Genomic DNA, 21809 nt, shown 5'->3' with positions numbered 1-21809 from the left:
ACCGCGCCCGCCCCGCGCCACGGGGCACAGGTCGGGAACGGTAATAAAGGTGAAACGCGATCAGTTACCCGGCGGGGTGACGGTTTCGAACATCATGTTGACCACGCCCTGGTAGGCACCCGGCACGTAGGTGGAACCGTCGCCCAAGGCCGCTACCTGGAACGACACAGTGCTGCCGGGTGCTGCCTGGGCGGCTGTTACCACTTCGGCAGCCGTGGTGGTCAGGGTCTTGCCAGCCACCGACACCTGCAGGCCGATGTTGCTGCCACCGCTGGTCATTACCGGCGGCGTCAGCACATAGGCGGAGATGGCGCCGGTGGTGCTCTTGACCTGCAGCTGCTTGGTGATCGGGGTCAGGGTCTGCTGGAAGGGGTTCCAGGCCATCTCCTGCGGATCGTTCATCCAGTTGCCGCCCACTGGCTCCACGTAGAAGCTGTCGGTCGGGATGACAGCCGTCACCGTCACTTGCTTCTCGATAGGGTCGACAGCCATCGCATTACCGACAACAAGCAGGGCCAATGGCAGGGCGAGGAACAGCTTTTTCATGGTGGATCTCCGTTGTATTCGTTGAGTGGGCAGCACGCCTGCCCTACCGACCGCCAGGCCGAGCGAGCAGGCCCGGGCAGTCAACGGAGCGAATTATTGGCGACGCGACTTGTGCGAAAAGTCGGACAGTTCCGAACGAAACGAGGAAATTTCCGAAGCCCCTGTTTCCGGGGCCCGCACGCCGATGGCACCTGCGGCACAGGCCGTGGTCCATCCTTCATGCCCCCCTGGAAACCTATGCGCCATGGCCGAAATCAACGACATCGCCGCCGACCTGCCCGACCTGCCTCCCGACCTGCATTACGTCGACGACCAGCAACCCGGCATTCGCCGCGAGCGCCAGGGCGACCACTTCGTCTACTTTCACGCCGATGGCGGCCGCGTGGACGACGCCGAAGAGATCAAGCGCATCAACGCCCTGGCCGTGCCTCCCGCCTACACCGACGTGTGGATCTGCAGCGACCCGCGCGGCCACCTGCAGGCCACCGGCCGTGACGCCCGTGGCCGCAAGCAATACCGCTATCACGCACGCTGGCGCGAGGTGCGTGACCAGGACAAGTACGCGCGCATGATCGAGTTCGGCAAGGCCCTGCCCAAGCTGCGCAAGCAACTGGAGGGGCACCTGGCGCTGCCCGGCCTGGACCGCAACAAGATCATGGCCACGGTGATCTCGCTGCTCGACACCACGCTGATCCGCGTGGGCAACACCCAGTACGCCCGGGACAACCGCTCCTACGGCCTGACCACCTTGCGCAACCGCCATGTGGCGGTGAAAGGCAGCGCCATCGAATTCCACTTTCGCGGCAAGAGTGGCGTTGAACATCGAGTATCGGTGCGCGACAAGCGCCTGGCGCGGATCATCAAGCGCTGCCTGGAGCTGCCCGGCCAGCACCTGTTCCAGTACCTGGACGAGCAGGGCGAGCGGCACACGGTCAGCTCCAACGACGTCAACGCCTACCTGCACGAAATGACCGGCGCCGACTTCACCGCCAAGGACTACCGCACCTGGGCTGGCAGCGCGCTGGCCCTGGCCATGCTGCGCGAGTTGCACTGGCAGCCCGAGCCGGAGGCCAAGCGGCAAATCGTCGAGATGGTCAAGGCCGTGGCGCGTACCCTAGGCAACACCCCGGCGGTATGCCGCAAGTGCTACATCCACCCGGCCGTGCTGGAGCGGTATGTGCTGGGGGAGCTGGCCAAACTGCCGAAGCCGCGCAAGCGTAAAGGGTTGCGGTTGGAGGAAGTGGCGTTGGCGACGTTTTTGCAGAGGTTGGTGGCTGCGCAGGAGGCTGCGGCGGCGTAGTGCTGACTGCAGCGGCAGCCGTAACCGGCCTGCACTGCCGCTGCCGTAGATCTTGATCTTGATCCCGTGAGGCCTTTGATCTTGATTGTGTGCCCCATAAAGCGCCAGGGCCGACTGGAGGCGTTGGCCAAGCGGTCCACGGCGTAGCCGGGGAAGACGGAACCGGAGGCGCTTCTATTCCGGGCCGTCGGCCGCTTGGACGACGCCGGAAGGAGGGGACCCGCAGCGAAGCGTAGGGACCAAGCAGGGGCAAGCCTTTTTTGCTTACTTTTTGTGGCGTTTGACAAAAAGTGAGCCGGCGTAAGGCCGGAAAGGTGAAGTGGCATCCCCCGAAAAAATGGATATGTTCATGGTCTTCGGATCCCGCTTCGGCGATTTCGAACATATCCATTTTCGTGGTGCGACCACCGACCGTTTCGGCCTTACGCCGACTCACTTTTTGGCAGTCGCCCGGTGTGCCGGCCCAGCCAAAAAATAAGCAAAAAGGGCTTGCCCCTGCTTGGGCCCTACGCTGCGCTACGGGTCCCCTCCTTCCGGCGCCGCTCAACGGGCAGACGGCACCCGCTATAGAAGCCTGCGGGTTACCGTCTCTTCGGCCTGCGGCCTCGGCCCTTCGGGCAGCCCGTTGATCGACGCCTCCAGTCGGCCCAGGCGCTTTACGGGGCATACAATCAAGATCAAAAGCAAAATCAAAAGCCAGAGCAAAAGCCAGATCAACAGCAGATCAACAGCAGGTCACAGGCCAGGTCACAGGCTGGATACGGCCTGGATCACAGGCTCGCCGCCTGCCCGCTGGCGCGGGGGGCGCGCACTGGGCGATAATTGCCACCTCCTCCGCCCGCGAGCCCCGTCATGTCCGACTCCAGCTTCCCACCGCAGGTCGCCCCCGACCAGATCAAGATCACCCGGCTGTTCCCCACGCCCATCGCCGCGTTGCAACACCCGGACTTCGAGCACCTCAACGAACGCCTCAAGACGGTGATCCTGGCGCGCAGCGAGTCCCATCCCGGCACCCAGCACAGCAACCTGGGCGGCTGGCAGTCGGACGACGGCTTCACCGACTGGGCCGGTGAACCCGGCGCGCAGTTGCTGGCCTTCGCCCAGGAGCTGGCCAACCAGCTGTCGGCCGTCAGCTCGCCGGAACATGGCCTGATCGAGGCGCACCTGAAGTGGAACTACAGCGCCTGGGCCAACATCAACCGTCGCGGCCACGCCAACGCCCTGCACGGCCACCCGGGCTCATTCTGGTCCGGGGTGTACTGGGTGGATGACGGCGGCCGCGCCGATGACCCGGCAGTGGGCGGTGAACTGGAGTTCGTCGACCCGCGCGGCATCACGCCCATGCTGCTCAACCCGGCGCTGCGCATGCGCATCGAAGGCTGCCTGGGCGCCGGCGCGGGCCACGCCCACACGCCGCAAAGCGGCACGCTGCTGATGTTTCCTTCCTGGCTGTTGCACTCGGTGCGGCGCTACGAGGGCGACCGCCCGCGGATCTCCGTGGCGTTCAACTTCTCCATCTGAGAGCCGCCCGGCCACTTCGCGCCGGGAGGTTTCTTTAGGAAAAGTCCTACAGAATAGGCCGTCTTTACCCACAACAATGGCTGTTTCTTGAAAGCACATTGGAAGGGACGCCACATGAAAAGGGCTCATCTGCAACTTGCCTCGCTAGGCCTGACGCTGCTCACCACGCCAGGCTGGGCCAGCGAGCTGGACATCACCGCCGAATTCATCCCACGCGTCAGCTCGCCCGGCAACGTCAAGTTCGTCAACACCACGCCGGTATCGGGCTACTGCGCGAATAACAACCCAAGTTGCCGCCCCGGGGACTTCACCATCCTGTTTCCCCTGACCATCCAACGCGAATGGATAACCCCCGGCGCCATCGAGGGTCACAACTACCAACGCGTCGACGGCGAATGGAAAACCGTGTGGGTCACAGGGGACAACGGCGCCGCACCAGCACCGGTGCGCTTTCGCCTGAACCTGCTGGGCCGGCGCTACAACCGCGGCACCCTGATGCCCGGCGGCGAAGTGGGCAGCATTGGCATCATCGCCAACCGCGCCGGAGTGTCGGGAGCAAGCACAGGCGGTTGTCAGGGCCGGGTGGGAGCCGGCGCCGATGCCCTGTACTCATTTGCCTGGAGCGTGCCCGAAGGGGTCGTCACCTGCACCCGGCCACCCGCGGCCGGCGTGATGGGCCCTTATGCAGGCAACCTCAACCAGATTTCGGTGGGTTATGAGCTGGAGGCCCCCAACCCCTTCGCCCTGGGCAACGGCACCTATCGCGGCAGCCTGCGCTACAGCCTCGGCCCGGGCATGCAGATCGACCTGGGCAGCGGCCAATACGACGAGCAGCAGATCAACTTCAATTTTGAACTCACCGTGCAGCATGAACTGCGCGTGGATTTCCCCGACGGCAGCGACCACGCCGTGCTGGAGCCCGACAGCGGCTGGCAGCATGGCAACCGCCAACCGACGCGGCTGCGGCGCACGCACCCGTTCCTGATCTGGGCATCCGCCCCCATGAAGATGTACCTCAAGTGCGCAGCGCCTGTGGGCAACCAGTGCAGCATCCGCGAGCCGCTAAGCGGCCATCAGGTGCCCATCGTGGTGGCGGTGACCCTGCCGGGCGAAGTGCGCCACAACGGCGCCGTGCTGCACGAACAGCCGTTGCCACTGGGCGAGGCCCAGGCGCTGCAGCTCCAGAACGTGGCGGTTGCCGCCGGGCGCCAGGCGCGCATGCATTACTGGGTGGAGCCGTCGTATCTGGCGGCGATGATGCAGAACGCCGGCCGGCAGTACAGTGGCGAGGTGACCATCGTCTTCGACGCGCAGTTGTAAGTTTGCGCATTTTGGGAATCGCCCTACAGACGGATGACGTACTGACCGGCAAAATCTTTCCCTCTATACGAGGAGAGGGGAAACACGCCGTGAACTGGATGCGATGCATGGGGCCCAGCCTGCTAGTGCTTGTCGGCACTACACCCCAGGCCAGCGAGCTGGCGATAACGGCAGAGTTCGCGCCCCGTGCCAGCGCGCCGAACGCGGTGAAGTTTACCAACACCACGCCGCAGTCAGGCTACTGTAATGGCTCGGTCCATTGTCGCCCAGGCGAGTTCACCCTCACCATTCCCCTGACCATTGAGCGTCAGTGGCAAAACCCCGGCCCACCCGAGGGACATGGCTACCAACGAGTGGACGGCGACTGGAAAACCGTCAACGTCAGCCATGACCGCGGCCCGATGACGGTACCGCTGCAGTTTCGCCTCAACCTGCTGGCGCGCCGCTACGACCTGGGCACCCTGGCGCCTGGAGGCACGGTGGGCAGCATCGGCATCGTCGCCAACGCCTCGGGCGCGCAGGGCGCCAGTAGCGGCGACTGCCGGGGGCGCGCGGGGGCCGGCCATGACACCATGTACAGTTTCGCCTGGACAGTGCCGGCCGGCTGGACAACCTGCAGCCGCCCGCCCAAGCCCGAGCCGCTCGGTCCATACACCGGCACGATCAGCCAGGTGTCCATTGGCTATGAACTCGAGGCGCCCAACCCCTTCGCGTTGAGCAATGGCACCTATCGGGGTGCCCTCACCTACACCCTGGGTCCTGGCCAGCAGATCGACCTGGGCAACGGCCAGTACAGCGATGCCCAGGTAACGTTCAATTTCGAGCTGAAGGTGCTGCACGAACTGCGCGTGGATTTCCCCGCTGACTCCCACCGCGTAGTGCTGGAGCCCGACGGCGGCTGGCCACGCTGGTTGGCCGGCAGCCGCTTGCCGCCGCGCCTGGAGCGGGTGCACCCGTTCCAGATATCGGCGTCGGCGCCCATGAAGATGTACCTCAAGTGCGATACCCTCCTGTCCAACCGATGCAGCCTCCGCGAGCCGATCAGTGGCCACAGGGTACCCCTGGTGGTGGCGGTATCGCTGCCCAGGGAAATTCGCCATAAGGGTAACCCCGTCCAGGCACTGCCCCTGCCGTTGGGCGAAGACCAGGCGCTGGCCTTCCAGAGCGTGGCCGTCGCCGCGGGGCGGCCTGGGCGGCTGCATTACTCGGTGGACGCGCCGTACGTGGCGACCATGATGAAGCGCACCGGCCGCCAGTACACCGGCAACGTAACCATCGTCTTCGACGCGCAGCTGTAACTGCGGCGCACTTTGCCAACCGCCGACGGTCGGTTATAAGACGTGATCGCCATTGCAGGTGCAGCCTCCATGAAACCCATCGGCCAGTCCGGCTACGTGCGCGTGCGCGGTGCTCGCGAGCACAACCTCAAGAACGTCGACGTCGACATTCCCCGCGACGCCCTGGTGGTGTTCACCGGGGTATCGGGTTCGGGCAAATCGTCCCTGGCCTTCGGCACCTTGTACGCCGAGGCGCAGCGGCGCTATTTCGAATCCGTGGCGCCCTATGCGCGGCGGCTGATCGACCAGGTCGGGGTACCGGACGTCGACGCCATCGACGGCCTGCCACCCGCCGTGGCCTTGCAGCAGCAACGGGGCACGCCCAGCACCCGGTCCTCGGTGGGCAGCGTGACCACCCTGGGCAGCCTGGTGCGCATGCTGTACTCGCGCGCCGGGCACTACCCGGCGGGCATGGGCATTCTGTACGCCGAGGACTTCTCGCCCAACACGCCCCAGGGCGCCTGCCCCGAGTGCCATGGCCTGGGCCGGGTGTACGAGGTGAACGAGCAGACCATGGTGCCCGACGACTCGCTGACCATCCGCGAGCGCGCCGTGGCCGCCTGGCCCACCGCCTGGCAAGGCCAGAACCTGCGCGACATCCTGGTGACCCTGGGCTATGACGTGGACATCCCCTGGCGCGACCTGCCCCGCGAGCAACGCGACTGGATCCTGTACACCGAGGAACAACCCACGGTGCCGGTGTACGCCGGCTTCACCCCGGCCGAGACCCGCCAGGCGCTCAAGCGCAAGCTGGAGCCCAGCTACCAAGGCACCTTCACCGGGGCCCGGCGCTACGTGCTGCACACTTTTACTCACTCGCAGAGCGCGCTGATGAAAAAGCGCGTCAGCCAGTTCATGCGCGGCGCCCTCTGCCCGCTGTGCCAGGGCAAGCGCCTGAAGCAGGCGGCGCTTCAGGTGACCTTCGCCGGGCTGGACATCGGCGAGCTGTCGCAGATGCCGCTGGCGCGCCTGGCCGAGGTACTGAAGCCCCTGGCGGCCCATGGCCCCAGCGCCAGCGCCGGGCTGTCGGTGGAAAAGCAGCTGGCCGCGCAGCGCCTGGCCCATGACCTGCTGCAGCGCCTGCACACCCTCACCGACCTGGGCCTGGGCTACCTGGCGCTGGAGCGCAGCACGCCGACGCTGTCGTCCGGCGAGCTGCAGCGCCTGCGCCTGGCCACTCAGCTCAATTCCCAGCTGTTCGGGGTGATCTACGTGCTCGACGAGCCCTCGGCCGGCCTGCACCCGGCCGATGGCGAGGCGTTGTTCACGGCGTTGCAGGGTTTGAAGGCCGCCGGTAATTCGCTGTTCGTGGTGGAGCACGACCTGGAGACCATGCGCCGCGCCGACTGGCTGGTGGACGTCGGCCCTGCCGCTGGCGAGCACGGCGGCACCGTGTTGTTCAGCGGGCCGCCCCATGGCCTGAGTGATATCGAAGAATCGCAGACGCGCCTGCACCTGTATGGCGGCGCGGTGCCGGTGCCCTACCCCCGACGCCCGGTGCGCGACTGGCTGAAGCTGGCCGACGTCACCCGCAACAACCTGCACCAACTGGCGGTGGCGTTCCCGCTGCACGCCTTCACGGCCGTCACCGGCGTGTCCGGTTCGGGCAAGTCCAGCCTGGTCAGCCAGGTGCTGCTGGAGCTGGTGGCCACCGCCCTGGGCCACGCCCTGCCCGATGAAGAAGAAGGCCAGGACAACCCGCTGGAAGACGCGGCGCCGGTCACCGAGTCAGGGCATATCGTCGACGGCATGGCCGCCATCCAGCGGCTGGTGAAGGTCGACCAGAAACCCATCGGCCGCACTCCTCGTTCAAACCTTGCCACCTACACCGGCCTGTTCGACCAGGTGCGCAAGCTGTTCGCCGCCACGCCCCAGGCCCGCGAGCGTGGCTTCGACGCCGGGCAGTTCTCCTTCAACGTCGCCAAGGGGCGCTGCCCGCAGTGCGAGGGCGAAGGCTTCGTCAGCGTCGAGCTGCTGTTCATGCCCAGCGTCTACGCGCCCTGCCCCACCTGCCACGGCGCCCGCTACAGCCCGCAGACGCTGGAGGTGCAATGCCTGGGCCTGAACATCGCCCAGGTGCTGCAACTCACCGTGGACCAGGCCTGCGCGGTGTTCACCGGGCAGCCGGCCATCAGCCGCGCGCTGACGGTGCTGCGCGACATCGGCCTGGGCTATTTGCGCCTGGGCCAGCCGGCCACCGAGCTGTCGGGCGGCGAGGCCCAGCGCATCAAGCTGGCCACCGAACTGCAACGTGGCCAGCGCGGCGCCACCCTGTACGTGCTGGACGAACCCACCACCGGCCTGCACCCCTGCGACGTCGACCGCCTGCTGGCGCAGCTCAACGGTTTGGTAGATGCCGGCAACACGGTGATCGTGGTGGAACACGACATGCGCGTGGTGGCCCAGAGTGACTGGGTGATCGACATGGGGCCGGGGGCTGGCGACAAGGGCGGCACGGTGGTGGCCAGCGGGCGCCCGGAGAAGGTGGCGAGCGCGAAGGCCAGCAAGACCGCCCCCTACCTTGCCGCAACGCTTGCAAACACCCCCCCGTAGCAGCTGCCGCAGGCTGCGTCAGGCTGCGACGCCGTCTGCCTGGGGATGCGCGGGGCGTTCGGACGCGGCCAGCGGCCGCTGCTACAGAATCGTGCAACGCTTACCCGCGTAGCAGCTGCCGCAGGCTGCGTCAGGCTACGACGCGGTCCGCCTGGGGGTGCGCGGAATGTTTGGACGCGGCCTGTGGCCGCTGCTACAGGGCAGGGATTTGCGCTGAACTCCTGGCGCCGCGCGCCAGTCGACTGTGCACGCCCATTGCCCGGAGAACGGCATGCACATTTCCCTGCAACATCAGGTCGCGCTGGTGACCGGCGCCAGCTCTGGCCTGGGCGCCGGGGCCGCGCTGGCCCTGGCCGAGGCCGGCGCGGCGGTGGTCATCAACTACAACCGCCATGGCGAGCCCGCCGAACAGCTGGCCGAGCGCATACGCCAGCAGGGCGGCAAGGCCATCGCCGTGCAGGCCGACGTCTCAAAAGAAGACCAGGTGCAGGCCCTGTTCGCCCGCACCGTGGAGACCTTCGGCGCGCTGGACATCCTGCTGGCCAACTCCGGCCTGCAGCGCGACGCCGCCACCGTCGACATGACCCTGGCCGACTGGAACCAGGTGCTGGAGGTGAACGTCACCGGCCAGTTCCTCTGTGCCCGCGAGGCCCTGCGCCAGTTCACCCGCCAGGGCCCGCGGCATTGGGTGTCGCGGGCGCTGGGCAAGATCATCCACATGAGCTCGGTGCACCAGCTGATTCCCTGGGCCGGCCACGCCAACTACGCCGCCTCCAAGGGCGCGGTCGACCTGCTGATGCGCAGCATCGCCCAGGAAGTGGGCGGCCAGCGCATCCGCGTCAACGCCATCGCCCCGGGCGCGGTGCGCACGGCCATCAACCAGGACACCACGGCGGGCGACAACGCCAGGCGCCTGCTGGAACTGATTCCCTATGGCCGCCTGGGTGAGGTCGAGGACGTGGCCAACGCCGTGGTCTGGCTGGCCTCCGATGCCTCGGACTACGTGCACGGCACCACCCTGTTCATCGATGGCGGCATGAGCCTTTACCCAGGATTCAAAGACAATGGCTGAACACAATTCGCAGCGCCCCATCCAGGCCCACGGCATCATCGGCGACATGCGCAGCGCCGCCCTGATCGCCGACACCGGCGCGGTGGACTTCTTCTGCTGGCCGGATTTCGACAGCCCGTCGATTTTCACCGCACTGCTGGACACCCCCGACGCCGGGGTATTCGAACTCGGCCCGGTGCTGCCGGACGCGCGCCGCCAGCAGATCTACCTGCCCGACAGCAACATCCTGCAGACCCGCTGGATCGACCATGACGCGGTGGTGGAGATCACCGACCTGATGCCCATCGGCGAAACCGCCGATGACCTGCCGCGCCTGGTGCGGCGCATCCGCGTGGTCAACGGCAGCGCTCAGGTACGCATGCGCTGCCGGGTGCGCCACGATTACAGCCGCGCCGCCTCCAGCGCCCGGCAGGACGGCGACAGCGTCTGTTTCACCGCCGACGGCCAGCCGGGCCTGCGCCTGGCGTCCTGCCAGGCACTGAGCGCCACGGGTGACGGTTGGGCGCTGGCCGAGTTCGAACTGGCCGAGGGCGAGTGCGCCGAATTCATCCTGGGCGGCGACGACGACCCGCTGGTGCGCGCCGGCCAGGGCCTGAGCTGCTTCGAACACACCCTGAAGTTCTGGCGCGACTGGCTGCGCCAGTCCCACTACCAGGGCCGCTGGCGCGAGATGGTCCACCGCTCGGCCCTGGCGCTGAAGCTGCTGACCTCACGCAAGCACGGCGGCATCATCGCCGCCCCCACCTTCGGCCTGCCCGAGCAGGCCGGCGGCGCGCGCAACTGGGATTACCGCTACACCTGGATCCGCGATGCCTCGTTCACCGTCTACGCGTTCATGCGCCTGGGCTTCAGCGAAGAGGCCAATGACTACGTGCGCTGGGTGCGCGCGCGGGTCAGCGACTGCTGCCAGGAGAGGGTCGACCTGCGCCTGATGTACGCCCTGGACGGCCGCCAGCAGCTGCCGGAGAGTGAATTGCCGCAGCTGGCCGGCCACGGCGGCGCGCGCCCGGTGCGCATCGGCAACGACGCCTACACCCAGACCCAGCTGGACATCTACGGCGAGCTGCTGGACGCGGTGTACCTGGCGAACAAATACGGCGAGGCCATCTCCCACGAAGGCTGGACCAATGTCTGCACCCTGGTGGACAAGGTGTGCGAGCGCTGGCAAAGCAAGGACGTGGGCATCTGGGAGATGCGCGACAACCCGCAGCACTTCCTGCACTCGCGGCTGATGTGCTGGGTGGCCCTGGACCGCGCCCTGCGCCTGGCCAACAAGCGTTCGTTGCCGGCACCCTTCGCCCGTTGGGACGAGGTGCGCCAGGCCATCCACGCCGACATCTGGGACAACTTCTGGGACGCCGACGCTGGGCACTTCGTGCAGCACCTGGGCAGCCGCGACGTCGACGCCGCCCTGCTGCTGATGCCGCTGGTGCGCTTCGTCGGCGCCAGCGACCCGCGCTGGCTGGCGACGCTGGCGGTGATCGAGCGCGAGTTGGTGCGTGACGGCATGGTCTACCGCTACCGCAGCGGCGACGGCCTGGACGGCGAGGAAGGCGCCTTCACCGCGTGCAGCTTCTGGTACGTGGAGTGCCTGGCGCGGGCTGGCCGGGTGGAGCAGGCGCACCTGGAATTCGAGCAGCTGTTGCGCTACGCCAACCCCCTGGGCCTGTACGCCGAGGAGTTCGACCGCCAGGGCTGCCACCTGGGCAACACGCCCCAGGCGCTGTCGCACCTGGCGCTGATCAGCGCGGCCAGCTTCCTCGACCGCAAACTGGGCGGCCAGCGCACCCATTGGCAACCGTGACCCCCGTGCACGATCCCGTAGCAGCGGCCGCCAGGCCGCGTCCGGGGCCCTGGGGCATGACGAATTGTGCATGCGCAATGAAGTTTTTCATTCAGGCAGGCGCAAACGCGCGGAAACAGCCATAATGGCATGCATCACATCCTGATACTTATTTGTTTCCTATTCTGAAAAGACCGGATCAAGGCAAGTTCGGGGAATTTAATCCGGTCCTGTGCGTCTCAATCCCGACCCAAACGTCATAAGTGGACTCACTGACCCAGCAAGGAGCAGCACATGCTGATACTCACCCGTAAAGTAGGCGAGACCATCGTCATCAACGACGACATCAAAATTACCATCCTGGGCGTAAAGGGGATGCAGGTCCGCATCGGCATCGACGCGCCGAAGGAAGTCCAGGTTCACCGCGAAGAAATCTACAAACGCATTCAGGCCGGCAGCCCTGCCCCCGAAAAAGAAGACCACAACCACTAAGGTCTCCTGCGTTCCCGCCTTGCCGCCTGGGCCTTAGGCCCAGTCGCACGTCTTCCAAGCACCCACAGCGCTGAAGGTGCCCCTGTTCACTCAGGGCAGCGGCCGCGTGTCCGCAAGGCTGCGCTCGGGCATCAATGCCTGCTCGAGCTTGTCCGCCAGCTCGTCGTCACGGAACGGTTTCTGCACCACCAGCGGGTCCTGCCCCTCGAAGCCGCCCATGTCCGCATAACCGGTGATGAACACCACCGGCAGCCCGGGGAATACTCCCCTCGCCACCTGCGCCAGCTGCGCGCCGTTCATGCCAGGCATGGCGTAGTCGGTCACCAGCACATCCACCTGCTCGCTCAACACGTCCAGCGCGGCCTGCCCGCTGGCGGCTTCCAGCACCCGGTAGCCCAGGCGCGCCAGCAGCTGCGCGGTCAGCTCGCGCACCTGGTGGTCGTCGTCCACCAGCAGCACCGTGCGGTCGCCGCCGCTGAGCGGGCGCTCGACGCTGGTGGCAACGACGGCCACCGGCCGCTCGACATGGGCGGCCAGGGCCGGCAGGTAGACGTCCACCGTGGTGCCCTGCCCCGGCGCCGTGACAATACCCACGCCGCCGCCCGACTGCTTGGCGAAGCCGAACACCTGGGCCAGGCCCAGGCCCGAGCCCTTGCCGATGTCCTTGGTGGTGAAGAACGGCTCGAAGGCCTTGGCCAGCACCTGGGCGCTCATGCCACTGCCGGTGTCGCCAATCGATAGCACCACGTAGGCTCCCGGCTCGGGGTCCTGGGGGTGCTGCGCCGGGCGCTCGACGATTTCATTGCGGGTCGCCAGGCGCAGGGTGCCGCCACCGGGCATGGCGTCGCGGGCGTTGATGGCCAGGTTGAGGATGATCATCTCGGTCTGGGTCGGGTCGACCAGGGCGCTCCACAGGCCGTCATCGGTGTGGGTCTGGATCCAGATGCTGCCGCCCAGGGTGCGCTGCAGCAGCTCGAACATGCCGAACACGGTGTCGTTGAGGTTGACCGGAATCGGTTCCAGCCGTTGCCGACGCGAGAACGCCAGCAGCTGGGCGGTAAGCTTGGCGCCACGCTCGCCCGCCTCGCGAATGTTGTGCAGGCGGCTTTGCACCTTCTCGTGCACCCCGCGTTCCAGGTCGCGGGACAGGAAGGTGGCGCTGGTGAGGATCACCGTCAGCAGGTTGTTGAAGTCGTGGGCGACGCCGGCCGTGAGTTGCCCCACCGCCTCCAGCCGCTGCATCTGCTGCAACGTGGCCTCGATGCGCTCGCGCTCCTTGATCTGCTGGCGCAGCTGTTCGTTGGCCGCGGCCAGTTCGTCGAGCACCATGCGTTCGCTGGTGATATCACGCACTGCGGCGTACATCAGCTCTTCGTCGGGCACGATGGTCCAGGACAGCCAGCGGTAGTCGCCGTCGGCGTGGCGCATGCGGTTGACGAAGCGCGTAGAGACATTGCCGCTGGCGATGTTCTCGGTCTCGCGCACCGTGGCGCCGATGTCGTTGGGGTGCACCAGCTCCCACAACTGCATCTGCCCCAGAGTCTGCCGCGACCAGCCCAGGGCGTCTTCCCAGGCCGGGTTGAGGGCGATGGGCGACATGTCGAAGCGCATCACCGCCAGCAGCTCGCGGGACAATTCCCAGGTGCGGTCGCGTTCGCGGGTGCGTTTTTCCACCCGGTCGCCGAGCAGCTCATTGAGGCGCTGCAAGGCTTCGGTGGCTTGTTTCTGCTCGGTGATGTCCTGGATCACGCCGGTGAAGCGCACGCACACCAGGCCCTCGAAGAACGCCCGGCCACTGGTGGACAGCCAGCGCTCGCCGCCATCGGGCAGCAGCGCGCGGTATTCGGCCTGGTAGCCGACGTTGCCCTCGGGCGACATGGCCTGGGCCATCCTGGCCTCCACCAGCGGGCGATCCTCGGGGTGGCAGTGGACGAGAAAATAATCCAGGTCGATGGGCGTGGATTCAGGAATGCCGTACAGCGCCCGGCAGCGCTCGTCCCACAGCAGCAGGCCGGTGACCGGCGACAGGTCCCACACGCCCATCTGCGCGGCATCGATGGCCAGGCGCGCACGCACTTCCACCTGCTGCAGGTTTTCCTCGGCGCGCACGCGCTGGCGACGTTCGTCCACCTCGGCCAGGGCGCGCTTCACGGCCTTGGGCAGCAGGCTCAGGTTCTGCTTGAGCACGTAGTCGATGGCGCCCAGGCGCATCATCTCCACGGCGTTTTCCTCGCCGAACACGCCGGAGAGGAAAATGAACGGGGTTTGCGGGGCAATTTCCCGCGCACGCTGCAGCACCTGGGCCCCGGAGGACCCCGGCAGCAGGAAGTCGCACAGAATCAGGTCAAACACTTTGGTGCGCAGGACCTGCTCGGCACCCTGGTGGTTGAACACCAGTGTCGATTCGATCACCAGGCCGGCTCGCTCCAACGTGAGCAAGCTCAGTTCGGCGTCGCGCGGGCTGTCTTCGATCATCAGCAATTGCAAGGGCTTGGACAGCATACGCAGGTGTCGTTCTCGCTTGATGTAGACCGCTAAAGGTTCAGGTAGGGCGGCGCTGCAAGCGCAACGACCCCGGCGGTGGCTCGTTGAGCACGGCCCAGAATATGCCCAGGTCGGAGATCGCCGCGACGAACTCCTTGAACTCCACAGGCTTGACCACGTAGGCGTTGACCCCCAGTTCATAGGCGCGCAGCAGGTCGGGCTCCTCGCGCGACGAGGTCAGCATCACCGTGGGAATGCTGCGCAGCTCGGGCGTCTCGCGCACCGCCTTCAATACTTCCAGGCCATCGACCTTGGGCAGCTTGAGGTCCAGCAGCAGCACCGCCGGGTTGCCCTCCAGGCGCTCGGCATGGGCGTTGCGGCGAAACAGGTAGTCCAGCGCCTCGGCGCCGTCACGCATGACGATCACTTCGTTGGCCAGCTGGCTGCGCTCCAGCGCCACCAGCGTCAGTTCCAGGTCTCGTGGATTGTCTTCCACCAGCAGGATGGGTTTAAGCATGTGCAGCCTCGGTAAAAAAATTCAGTCTTGGGGGCTGGCCGCGGGCCGGGGCAAGGCGAAGCTGAAGGTCGCCCCTTCGCCCAGGCTGCCCTGGGCCCACACGCGGCCGTCATGGCGTTCGATGATGCGGCGCACGCTGGCCAGGCCGATGCCGGTACCCTCGAACTCTTCCATGCGGTGCAGGCGCTGGAACACGCCGAACAGCTTGTCGACGTACTGCATGTCGAAACCCACACCGTTATCACGAACATAGACCACGATTTCGCCCAATTGCTCCTCGGCGCCGATCTCGATGATGGCCGGGGTGCTGTCGCGGCTGTACTTGATGGCGTTGCTGATCAGGTTGCGCAGCGCCAGGTGCAGGAACGCAGCGTCAGCCACCACCCGCGGCAGGGCCTGGATGCGCCATTGCACCTCGCGTCCTTCGTAGTCAGGGGCCATTTCCAGGCGGATGGCCTCCACCAGCGCGCCCAGGTCGACGTCGGACAGGCGCAGGGCCGCGCGGCCCATCTGCGAGAAGCTCAGCAGGTTGTCCACCAGGCTGCCGGCGAAGCGCGCCGACTCGCCGATGTGGTCGAGGAAGCGCTGGCCGCGCTCGGAAAGCTTCTCGCCCTCGAAGTCGCCCAGCAGCTCGGCGTAGCCGGCGATATGCCGTAGCGGCGCGCGCAGGTCGTGGGACACGCTGTAGGAGAACGCTTCCAGCTCTTTGTTCGAACGCTTGAGCTCGCCGGCCAGCTGCGCCAGTTCCTCGGCCTTGCGCAGCACGATGCCCAGCACCGCGGTGCGCAGCTCGGCCACACCCTCCACCTCCAGCGGGTCCCAGGGGGTGGAGAAGCCTTTCACGGTCTGCTGCCAGCTATCGAAACTGTTGCGCGGGGTCAGCACGCCGCTGGCGCTGACCGCCTTGGCCGGCTGCCCGGCCCAGGTCACGGTGCGCGCCTGCTCGGGCTTGAACCAGATCAGGTAGTGAGAGTGGATTTCCGAAATCGCCACGGCCAGCACGCCACCCACGTGGGCGGCCAGGCCCTGCAGGCTGGAAATGTCGCGGCCCACGTTGTCACTGTGGAACACCGTGCCGCCGCCGCGTTCGGCCAGCCACTCGGTCAGCGCCAACACCAGTTCCTGGGGCGGGGTCTGGCCCACCAGGTCGCAGCTGGACGAGGTGATGATGGCGGCCCCCGTGGCCTGGGCAAAGCCCAGCAGGGTGTCGCTGAGCGCCAGGGCGCCCTCGCGCACGCTGTCGCGGTCGGCCATGGCCGACAGCAGCTGCACGATCTGCTGGCGCACGCCCAGCAGGCGCTGGTTGCGCACGTGCAGCTCCATGGATTCGATCTGCAGCGACAACACGCTGCCCAGCAGCTCGCAGGCCGTACGGCTCTGGAAACGCACCGGGCGCGGCTCGGCGTGGTGGCAGGAAATCAGGCCCCAGAGCTTGCCGCCGACCACGATGGAAATCGACATGGACGCCAGGGTGCCCATGTTGCGCATGTACTGCAGGTGCACCGGCGACACGCTGCGCAAGGCCGCGTGGCTGAGGTCCAGCGGCTTGGCGGTGACCGGATTGAGCTGCGGCAACAGCGCCGCCGGCACGTAGTTGGCGTCCTCGATCACGCGGATGCGGTTGGCGCAATACAGCGCCCGCGCCTGGGGCGGGATGTCCGAGGCGGGGAAACACAGGCCCAGGTAACTGGGGTAACCAGGGTCGGCCTGCTCGGCCAGCACCAGGCCGTTGCCTGCCTCGTCGAAACTGTAGGCCTTGACCCGGCCGAAACCGGTGATGCGCTTGACCTCGGCAACCGCCTGGGCGCACACCTGCTGGATGCTCTGCGAACCCTGCAGTTGGCCAATGAAGGTACGCACCAGCGGATACAGGCTGGCATAGGCGGCCAGCACGTCGCTGGCGGGCTCGAATTCGGCGATCAGCACACCGTCGAAGCGGTGCACCATCAGTGCGATTGGCGGGCCGTCATAGGTGCCCACGGCAAAGCGCACGTCCGCCACGTGCACCGGCTTGTGCTCCTCGCTGGCGCGCTCGGCCAGCAGCCGTACCACCTGGGCGCCGTTGTGCAGCAACGCCGGCAACGCCTGCCCCAGCCACCAGGGAGCGGGCTCGCCCAGCCAGTGCTGGATGTTCTCACTGACCTGCAGCACCACCAGGCTCTGGGGGTCGAGCACCAGCATGAAGCCATGGGGCTGGATACTGCCCGGCAGGTGGATGCGTTCTTTCGCGCAGTTGTCAGTGGCCTGGGCCAAGGCAGCTGAATTGTCGCCGGATGTCAAAGAAGATCTCCTTATGCGTGCCGATCAATCCGGTACGGAAATGGCACGAATCATGGTCATCCGCTTATAAATCAAACAGACAGTCAGGACTCAGACAGCACAGTAGCAAATTCTATCGCGTTGCCTTGGAAAAAACCTCTACAGACGTTGTACAACCCGCCACCCCGTAGCAGCTGCCGAAGGCGGCGTCAGGGTACGTGACGCCGCCTTCGGCAGCGGCTACGGGGGTCACATCCCTTTCGCCACCAACTCCTTGCCGTAGCTCACCAGCCAGCCGCGCACCTGCGGCGTGGTGCCGGCCTTGTCCGCCAGGTGGTGGGTGTTGTTCGACACCCAGGTCAGCCGGGTGTAGCTGTTGCCATTGCCATCGCGCACGCCGTACATCATGCCGCGGTGGCCGCCCAGGTCGACGTTGGCCAGCTCCTTGATGGTGGTCACCGACACGCCCTTGAGCACCATGTCCTGCAGCAGCAGGTCACCGTCCGGGCAATGCAGGTAGCGGCGCAGCCCGTTCAAGCCGGCATCGGTGGCCACGCCCATCTTGTACGACGCCTGCACCTCGCACTGCCGTGTCAGGCTCAGGCGCGGCGCCTCGTACAGCCCCGGCCCGTTGGCGCGCTTGCGCGCCGGGCGCTGGGCCTGCATCTGCGCCAGGCGCGTGGCCATGCTGGCGTTGTCCACGGTTTCCACGTAGCTGCTGGGTTTCCGGCGCTGGCGCAACTTCTCCGCGATCAGCGCCCGCTCCTCGGCACTGGGCCCGCTGCCGGGGCCGCTGCTGGCGCGCAGCAAATGCGCGCTGGTCATGGCCGATTCCAGGTTGTCCTGGTCCTTCAAGGGAATGTCATAAATCGAGATTTCGCGGTTGCCTTCGGCCACCGTCGGTCGCTCAAGCGGCGCGGCGTGGCCAGACAGCGCTACCACCACCGGGGAAAACAATAGGCCGCAGGCCAGGGCTTTGCTGGGGGTCATGGTTTCAGTCCTTGAAACACGGGGGCTACGCATTGGATCAACACGGCCGTGGAATCGTTTTACTACAAACAGGATAAATGGGGAATGCGGGGTGGGGGGTGATTTGGGTCAAGGGTGGGGTGTCGGTGTTCCGCCTGCCCGTGAGTTACGTTCTGTTATCAATTTGCGCCGCGTGTCGGGTAGCCAGCGGAGGATTGAGGAGCAACGATAGGCAGGCTTTCCCCTTCGCATCAGAAATTCCATGAGCTCATCGAGGCCGCGCACTTCCTGTGCCTCACTGGACAGGAAATTGAAAAGCCCGCAAATTCCTGTAAGCTGCATATTAACGGATAACGTTAACCATTATGACGATTCGATCCTTTCGCTGCACTCAGACGGAACTGCTATTCAAAACCGGCCGAACGCGCCGCTGGAGCGCCATCAGCAGGGTATGTGAGCGAAAATTGACAATGCTGGATGCCGCCGTGGAGCTTGATGATCTGAGATCACCACCTGGAAACTGCCTTGAGGCGCTGGAAGGCAACAGGTTTGGCCAGTGCAGCATACGCATCAACAGACAATACCGAATTTGCTTCACGTGGGGGCGTACTGGCCCGGAAAACGTGGAGATAGTCGACTACCACTGAGGCTAACCATGCACAACAACGGCATGCGCCCCATTCATCCGGGCGAAATTTTGAAGGAAGAGTATCTGGAGCCGCTAGGCATCACCGCAGCCGCCCTTGCCCGGGCACTGTGCGTCTCTGCCCCCACGGTGAATGACATTGTTCGGCAACGTCGGAACATCAGCGCTGATGTTGCACTGCGTCTAGCGGCCGCACTGGGAACTACCGCCCAATTCTGGCTAAACCTGCAGGCAGCCTACGACCTGCGCAGAGCGCAGATGGAGAACGGTGATCAAATATGTCGGGAGGTTCACCGCCTTCAATCCTGCGCTTGACGCTCAAGGCAGGCCGCACCGGCCACGTCTTCAGCAAATACCGTCAGCTCACCAAAACCAATACGGCAAGAACTTCGGCGTAGGCTCCACCGCCAGCTCCAGTTGGTAGGTACTGGCATTGAACAGGAACGCATCCAGCCACAGGAACGCCACCAACCCGAACGCCAGGGTGATGAACTCCCGGTGCGCATGGCCGGCCAGCTGCCTGGCCAGCAGCGGGCGCGCCAGCGCCAGGAGCAGGCAGCCGCCGATGACGACCGGGTAATTGGGCTGCAGCGGCGTGGCGGCGACCTGGTTGTACGCCACCACCACCAACAACATCGCCAGCCCCACTAGCGGCAGGTTCAGGCAAAAGCGCAACAAGCCGCGCCGCGCCTTGGCGAACTGCCCGTCAGCGTCGACGAAGATGTAGGCGGCCAGCAGGGCAATGGCCGGGGTAATCGAGAGGATGTAGCGCGGCTTCTTCGAGTTGGGGATGGTGAAGAACACCAGCAACGCGAGTAGCCAGGCCGCGAGGTACAACAGCAATGCCGTGTCCGCTTGGCGCGGTGCGGCCAGGAAGTGCCGGCAGCGCTTGAAGATCACGTGCAAGGCGTAGAACACCGTCACGCCATACGTCAGCAGGCCAGCGCTGAAATAGAAGTAGTAGCGCGGCGCGTGGGTATTGGCCAAGCGCCCCAGGCCTTGCATCATCAGTACTTCCATCATGAACGCCCTGCCCCCTTGCACATAGGCCGCCCACGTCAGCAATGCCACGCCGACCATCAGGGTCAGCCCCGCAACCAACAGGAAGTAGCACAGCGTTCGCCATTGCCGGCTCAACGTGTAGTAAGCCGCCACTACAATGGTGGGCCCGATAAGCCCCACCGGCCCGCGGAAGAAAAAGCCCAGCGCCAGCGCTACCCCTATCAGCGGCAGTTGCGCCCGCACCTGCTTAATATCGGCGCGGTACGCCAGGTAAAAACACAGGAGCGTTACCAGCGCCGGGTAAACATCCAGCGCCAGGTAACTTACGCCATCGAGAAACGCCCAGGTAAATAATGAAAACAGCACGCCATAGGCGCCCCAGCGCTTGTCGTGCAGCGCCCCCAGCTTGTAGACGAACACCAGCATCAGTGCGCCGGCGATGCACACGGGCAGCCCCATGGACAGGATCGACAAGCGGCCAAACGGCAACGAGGCCAGGTACACCAACAACGTATTGGCAATGGTGTAGTCAGGATACGGCTGCAAGTCATCGGCGATGGGAAACAGCGTCAGGCCGTGATGCAACATGTAGTCGGCGAAGTCGACAAAGCGGGTGGTGTAGTTGAGTACGGCGGGTTTGTATTGCAGCGCCATCAGTACAACGAGGCTGATCAGGAAGATGCTCCTGCCAGGCCGCTGGGCGACCTGCCTGATTAAAACGTCCATGGTGCGGGTATTTCCCCAAAAAATCGGACGATAACATGGGAAAAACAGGCGCACCATGAACGGTGACTGTCTTGTTACAAAGTAAAAACAGAGCGTCAGAAACAACAAAGGCCTGCCAGCACAGTGTGCGGCAAGCCCTTGTATGGAGTTGGTGCCCGAAGCCGGGGTCGAACCGGCACGTCCTTACGAACGGGGGATTTTAAGTCCCATGCGTCTACCAATTTCGCCATTCGGGCGGTAGCGCGGTGTTGCTTGCAACAAGGAATTTCAAATCCCCTGCGCTGGCTGTGTAATAACCATCGAAATCATCAGGCCATACAACAGCGAGCCGTTGAATATATACATCCCCCCCTGATCACGCAACAACCATCAGGGGCTTTCCAAGACAAAATATTACACTGCCCTGGAAATAAAAAAGCTCTGTAGATCAAGGATCTACAGAGCTCGTTTATAATGGAGGCCGAGGTCGGAATCGAACCGGCGTAGACGGATTTGCAATCCGGAGCATAACCACTTTGCTACTCGGCCTCAAATGTGAAGCAACTTTACAACCGCTGCTCCACATGTAAAGTGGAGCGGGAAACGAGACTCGAACTCGCGACCCCGACCTTGGCAAGGTCGTGCTCTACCAACTGAGCTATTCCCGCGTCGTGTTGATGGGCGCCATTCTAACGATTTAAAAATCGCCGTCAACCCTTTGATTCAAAAAAGTTTTATTTATTTTCAGAATGGCTGTTCAGGTGCGGCCACGCAGCGCGCAGGTAGTGCGCCATGGACCACAGCGTCAGCGCCGCCGACACCACCAGCAGGCCATAGCCCAGCAGCACCCAGAAGGTAATAGCCGGCGGGTTGGCCAGCAGGATCACCAGCGCCAGCATCTGCGCAGCGGTTTTCCACTTGCCCAGGTTGGACACCGCCACATGGGCGCGCGCGCCAATCTCGGCCATCCATTCGCGCAGCGCCGACACCACGATCTCGCGGCCGATGATCACCGCTGCCGGCAAGGTCAGCCACACGTTGTGGTGGGCCTGCACCAGCAGCACCAGGGCCACCGCCACCATCAGCTTGTCGGCCACAGGATCCAGGAACGCACCAAAGGGTGTGCTCTGCTCCAGGCGACGCGCCAGGTAGCCGTCCAGCCAATCAGTGGCGGCGGCAATGGCGAAGACCGTGCTGGCCGCCGCATAACTCCACTCGTAAGGGAGGTAGAACAGCAGGATGAAAAACGGAATGAGCAGGACGCGCAGAACGGTAAGCAGGTTCGGGATATTCATCGGCACAA

At 65.2% G+C, this 21809-nt stretch carries 17 protein-coding genes and 3 tRNA genes; 10 read left to right on the top strand and 10 right to left on the bottom strand.

The window, feature by feature from the left end; genetic code table 11:
• Positions 1 to 60: 60 nt before the first annotated feature.
• On the bottom strand, positions 61 to 546 hold the full coding sequence (locus tag RAM80_RS26625; RefSeq protein ID WP_416423369.1) for a CS1 type fimbrial major subunit: 486 nt from the start codon (positions 544 to 546) through the stop codon (positions 61 to 63).
• A 244-nt stretch (positions 547 to 790) separates the two neighbouring features.
• Here RAM80_RS26625 and RAM80_RS26620 point away from each other — a divergent pair, with 244 nt between their 5' ends.
• From RAM80_RS26620 to csrA, 8 genes are all read left to right on the top strand, one after another.
• Positions 791 to 1846, top strand: a complete 1056-nt coding sequence (locus tag RAM80_RS26620; protein WP_416423368.1) for a DNA topoisomerase IB — start codon at positions 791 to 793, stop codon at positions 1844 to 1846.
• Positions 1847 to 2698: 852 nt separating this feature from the next.
• The gene (locus RAM80_RS26615) at positions 2699 to 3367 is read left to right on the top strand and encodes a TIGR02466 family protein (protein ID WP_416423367.1); all 669 of its coding nucleotides are present in this window, start codon (positions 2699 to 2701) and stop codon (positions 3365 to 3367) included.
• A 114-nt stretch (positions 3368 to 3481) separates the two neighbouring features.
• On the top strand, positions 3482 to 4687 hold the full coding sequence (locus tag RAM80_RS26610; RefSeq protein WP_416423366.1) for a hypothetical protein: 1206 nt from the start codon (positions 3482 to 3484) through the stop codon (positions 4685 to 4687).
• A 107-nt stretch (positions 4688 to 4794) separates the two neighbouring features.
• Complete coding sequence (locus RAM80_RS26605) at positions 4795 to 5985, top strand: hypothetical protein (RefSeq protein ID WP_416423365.1); 1191 nt, start codon at positions 4795 to 4797, stop codon at positions 5983 to 5985.
• A 69-nt stretch (positions 5986 to 6054) separates the two neighbouring features.
• The gene (locus RAM80_RS26600; protein ID WP_416423364.1) at positions 6055 to 8577 is read left to right on the top strand and encodes an excinuclease ABC subunit A; all 2523 of its coding nucleotides are present in this window, start codon (positions 6055 to 6057) and stop codon (positions 8575 to 8577) included.
• A gap of 271 nt (positions 8578 to 8848) precedes the next feature.
• The gene (locus RAM80_RS26595; protein WP_416423363.1) at positions 8849 to 9649 is read left to right on the top strand and encodes a glucose 1-dehydrogenase; all 801 of its coding nucleotides are present in this window, start codon (positions 8849 to 8851) and stop codon (positions 9647 to 9649) included.
• Positions 9642 to 11453 carry a glycoside hydrolase family 15 protein gene (locus tag RAM80_RS26590; RefSeq protein WP_416423362.1) on the top strand — a complete coding sequence of 604 codons (1812 nt, stop codon included), beginning with the start codon at positions 9642 to 9644 and terminating at the stop codon, positions 11451 to 11453. The genes RAM80_RS26595 and RAM80_RS26590 overlap by 8 nt, the downstream gene beginning before the upstream one ends.
• 273 nt (positions 11454 to 11726) lie before the next feature.
• Positions 11727 to 11924 (top strand): carbon storage regulator CsrA, encoded by a 198-nt coding sequence (gene csrA / locus RAM80_RS26585; protein ID WP_027979421.1) that lies wholly within the window; start codon positions 11727 to 11729, stop codon positions 11922 to 11924.
• A 90-nt stretch (positions 11925 to 12014) separates the two neighbouring features.
• Here the strand turns inward: csrA and RAM80_RS26580 are convergent, their stop codons facing one another.
• From RAM80_RS26580 to RAM80_RS26565, 4 genes are all read right to left on the bottom strand, one after another.
• The gene (locus tag RAM80_RS26580) at positions 12015 to 14426 is read right to left on the bottom strand and encodes a response regulator (protein WP_416423361.1); all 2412 of its coding nucleotides are present in this window, start codon (positions 14424 to 14426) and stop codon (positions 12015 to 12017) included.
• 40 nt (positions 14427 to 14466) lie between these two features.
• Positions 14467 to 14925, bottom strand: a complete 459-nt coding sequence (locus RAM80_RS26575; RefSeq protein ID WP_416423360.1) for a response regulator — start codon at positions 14923 to 14925, stop codon at positions 14467 to 14469.
• A 21-nt stretch (positions 14926 to 14946) separates the two neighbouring features.
• Positions 14947 to 17205, bottom strand: coding sequence for an ATP-binding protein (locus RAM80_RS26570; RefSeq protein WP_416423359.1), 2259 nt, complete (start codon positions 17203 to 17205; stop codon positions 14947 to 14949).
• Between the two features lie 228 nt (positions 17206 to 17433).
• Entirely contained in the window at positions 17434 to 18174 is a 741-nt protein-coding gene (locus RAM80_RS26565) for a hypothetical protein (RefSeq protein ID WP_416423358.1), read from the bottom strand.
• Between the two features lie 344 nt (positions 18175 to 18518).
• On the opposite strand from RAM80_RS26565, the gene RAM80_RS26560 reads away from it, so the two are divergent.
• Entirely contained in the window at positions 18519 to 18800 is a 282-nt protein-coding gene (locus RAM80_RS26560) for a type II toxin-antitoxin system RelE/ParE family toxin (protein ID WP_416423357.1), read from the top strand.
• Positions 18801 to 18808: 8 nt separating this feature from the next.
• Positions 18809 to 19114 carry a HigA family addiction module antitoxin gene (locus tag RAM80_RS26555; RefSeq protein ID WP_416423356.1) on the top strand — a complete coding sequence of 102 codons (306 nt, stop codon included), beginning with the start codon at positions 18809 to 18811 and terminating at the stop codon, positions 19112 to 19114.
• A gap of 48 nt (positions 19115 to 19162) precedes the next feature.
• On the opposite strand, the gene RAM80_RS26550 is transcribed toward RAM80_RS26555, so the two are convergent.
• The 5 genes from RAM80_RS26550 to pgsA all read right to left on the bottom strand — a co-directional run bounded on the left by RAM80_RS26550 (position 19163) and on the right by pgsA (position 21801).
• Complete coding sequence (locus RAM80_RS26550) at positions 19163 to 20527, bottom strand: ArnT family glycosyltransferase (RefSeq protein ID WP_416423355.1); 1365 nt, start codon at positions 20525 to 20527, stop codon at positions 19163 to 19165.
• A 149-nt stretch (positions 20528 to 20676) separates the two neighbouring features.
• A tRNA-Leu gene (locus RAM80_RS26545) sits at positions 20677 to 20763 on the bottom strand.
• Positions 20764 to 20981: 218 nt separating this feature from the next.
• Positions 20982 to 21055 (bottom strand) — tRNA-Cys (locus RAM80_RS26540).
• Positions 21056 to 21098: 43 nt separating this feature from the next.
• Positions 21099 to 21174: transfer RNA gene (locus RAM80_RS26535), tRNA-Gly, on the bottom strand.
• 66 nt (positions 21175 to 21240) lie between these two features.
• The gene (pgsA, locus tag RAM80_RS26530) at positions 21241 to 21801 is read right to left on the bottom strand and encodes a CDP-diacylglycerol--glycerol-3-phosphate 3-phosphatidyltransferase (protein ID WP_416423354.1); all 561 of its coding nucleotides are present in this window, start codon (positions 21799 to 21801) and stop codon (positions 21241 to 21243) included.
• Between the last annotated feature and the right edge of the window lie 8 nt (positions 21802 to 21809).

Source organism: Pseudomonas sp. App30, from assembly GCF_047947025.1.
In the GTDB taxonomy this organism is placed as follows: Bacteria; Pseudomonadota; Gammaproteobacteria; order Pseudomonadales; family Pseudomonadaceae; genus Aquipseudomonas.
The sequence above is the reverse complement of the archived record's forward strand: the minus strand, read 5'-3'. Positions and strand labels throughout refer to the sequence as shown.

Bases quoted from the DNA above. Each gene is read 5' to 3' on its own strand.
- RAM80_RS26625 (WP_416423369.1), bottom strand. From the start codon at position 546: ATGAAAAAGCTGTTCCTCGCCCTGCCATTGGCCCTGCTTGTTGTCGGT.
- RAM80_RS26620 (WP_416423368.1), top strand. From the start codon at position 791: ATGGCCGAAATCAACGACATCGCCGCCGACCTGCCCGACCTGCCTCCC.
- RAM80_RS26615 (WP_416423367.1), top strand. From the start codon at position 2,699: ATGTCCGACTCCAGCTTCCCACCGCAGGTCGCCCCCGACCAGATCAAG.
- RAM80_RS26610 (WP_416423366.1), top strand. From the start codon at position 3,482: ATGAAAAGGGCTCATCTGCAACTTGCCTCGCTAGGCCTGACGCTGCTC.
- RAM80_RS26605 (WP_416423365.1), top strand. From the start codon at position 4,795: ATGGGGCCCAGCCTGCTAGTGCTTGTCGGCACTACACCCCAGGCCAGC.
- RAM80_RS26600 (WP_416423364.1), top strand. From the start codon at position 6,055: ATGAAACCCATCGGCCAGTCCGGCTACGTGCGCGTGCGCGGTGCTCGC.
- RAM80_RS26595 (WP_416423363.1), top strand. From the start codon at position 8,849: ATGCACATTTCCCTGCAACATCAGGTCGCGCTGGTGACCGGCGCCAGC.
- RAM80_RS26590 (WP_416423362.1), top strand. From the start codon at position 9,642: ATGGCTGAACACAATTCGCAGCGCCCCATCCAGGCCCACGGCATCATC.
- csrA (WP_027979421.1), top strand. From the start codon at position 11,727: ATGCTGATACTCACCCGTAAAGTAGGCGAGACCATCGTCATCAACGAC.
- RAM80_RS26580 (WP_416423361.1), bottom strand. From the start codon at position 14,426: ATGCTGTCCAAGCCCTTGCAATTGCTGATGATCGAAGACAGCCCGCGC.
- RAM80_RS26575 (WP_416423360.1), bottom strand. From the start codon at position 14,925: ATGCTTAAACCCATCCTGCTGGTGGAAGACAATCCACGAGACCTGGAA.
- RAM80_RS26565 (WP_416423358.1), bottom strand. From the start codon at position 18,174: ATGACCCCCAGCAAAGCCCTGGCCTGCGGCCTATTGTTTTCCCCGGTG.
- RAM80_RS26560 (WP_416423357.1), top strand. From the start codon at position 18,519: ATGACGATTCGATCCTTTCGCTGCACTCAGACGGAACTGCTATTCAAA.
- RAM80_RS26555 (WP_416423356.1), top strand. From the start codon at position 18,809: ATGCACAACAACGGCATGCGCCCCATTCATCCGGGCGAAATTTTGAAG.
- RAM80_RS26550 (WP_416423355.1), bottom strand. From the start codon at position 20,527: ATGGACGTTTTAATCAGGCAGGTCGCCCAGCGGCCTGGCAGGAGCATC.
- pgsA (WP_416423354.1), bottom strand. From the start codon at position 21,801: ATGAATATCCCGAACCTGCTTACCGTTCTGCGCGTCCTGCTCATTCCG.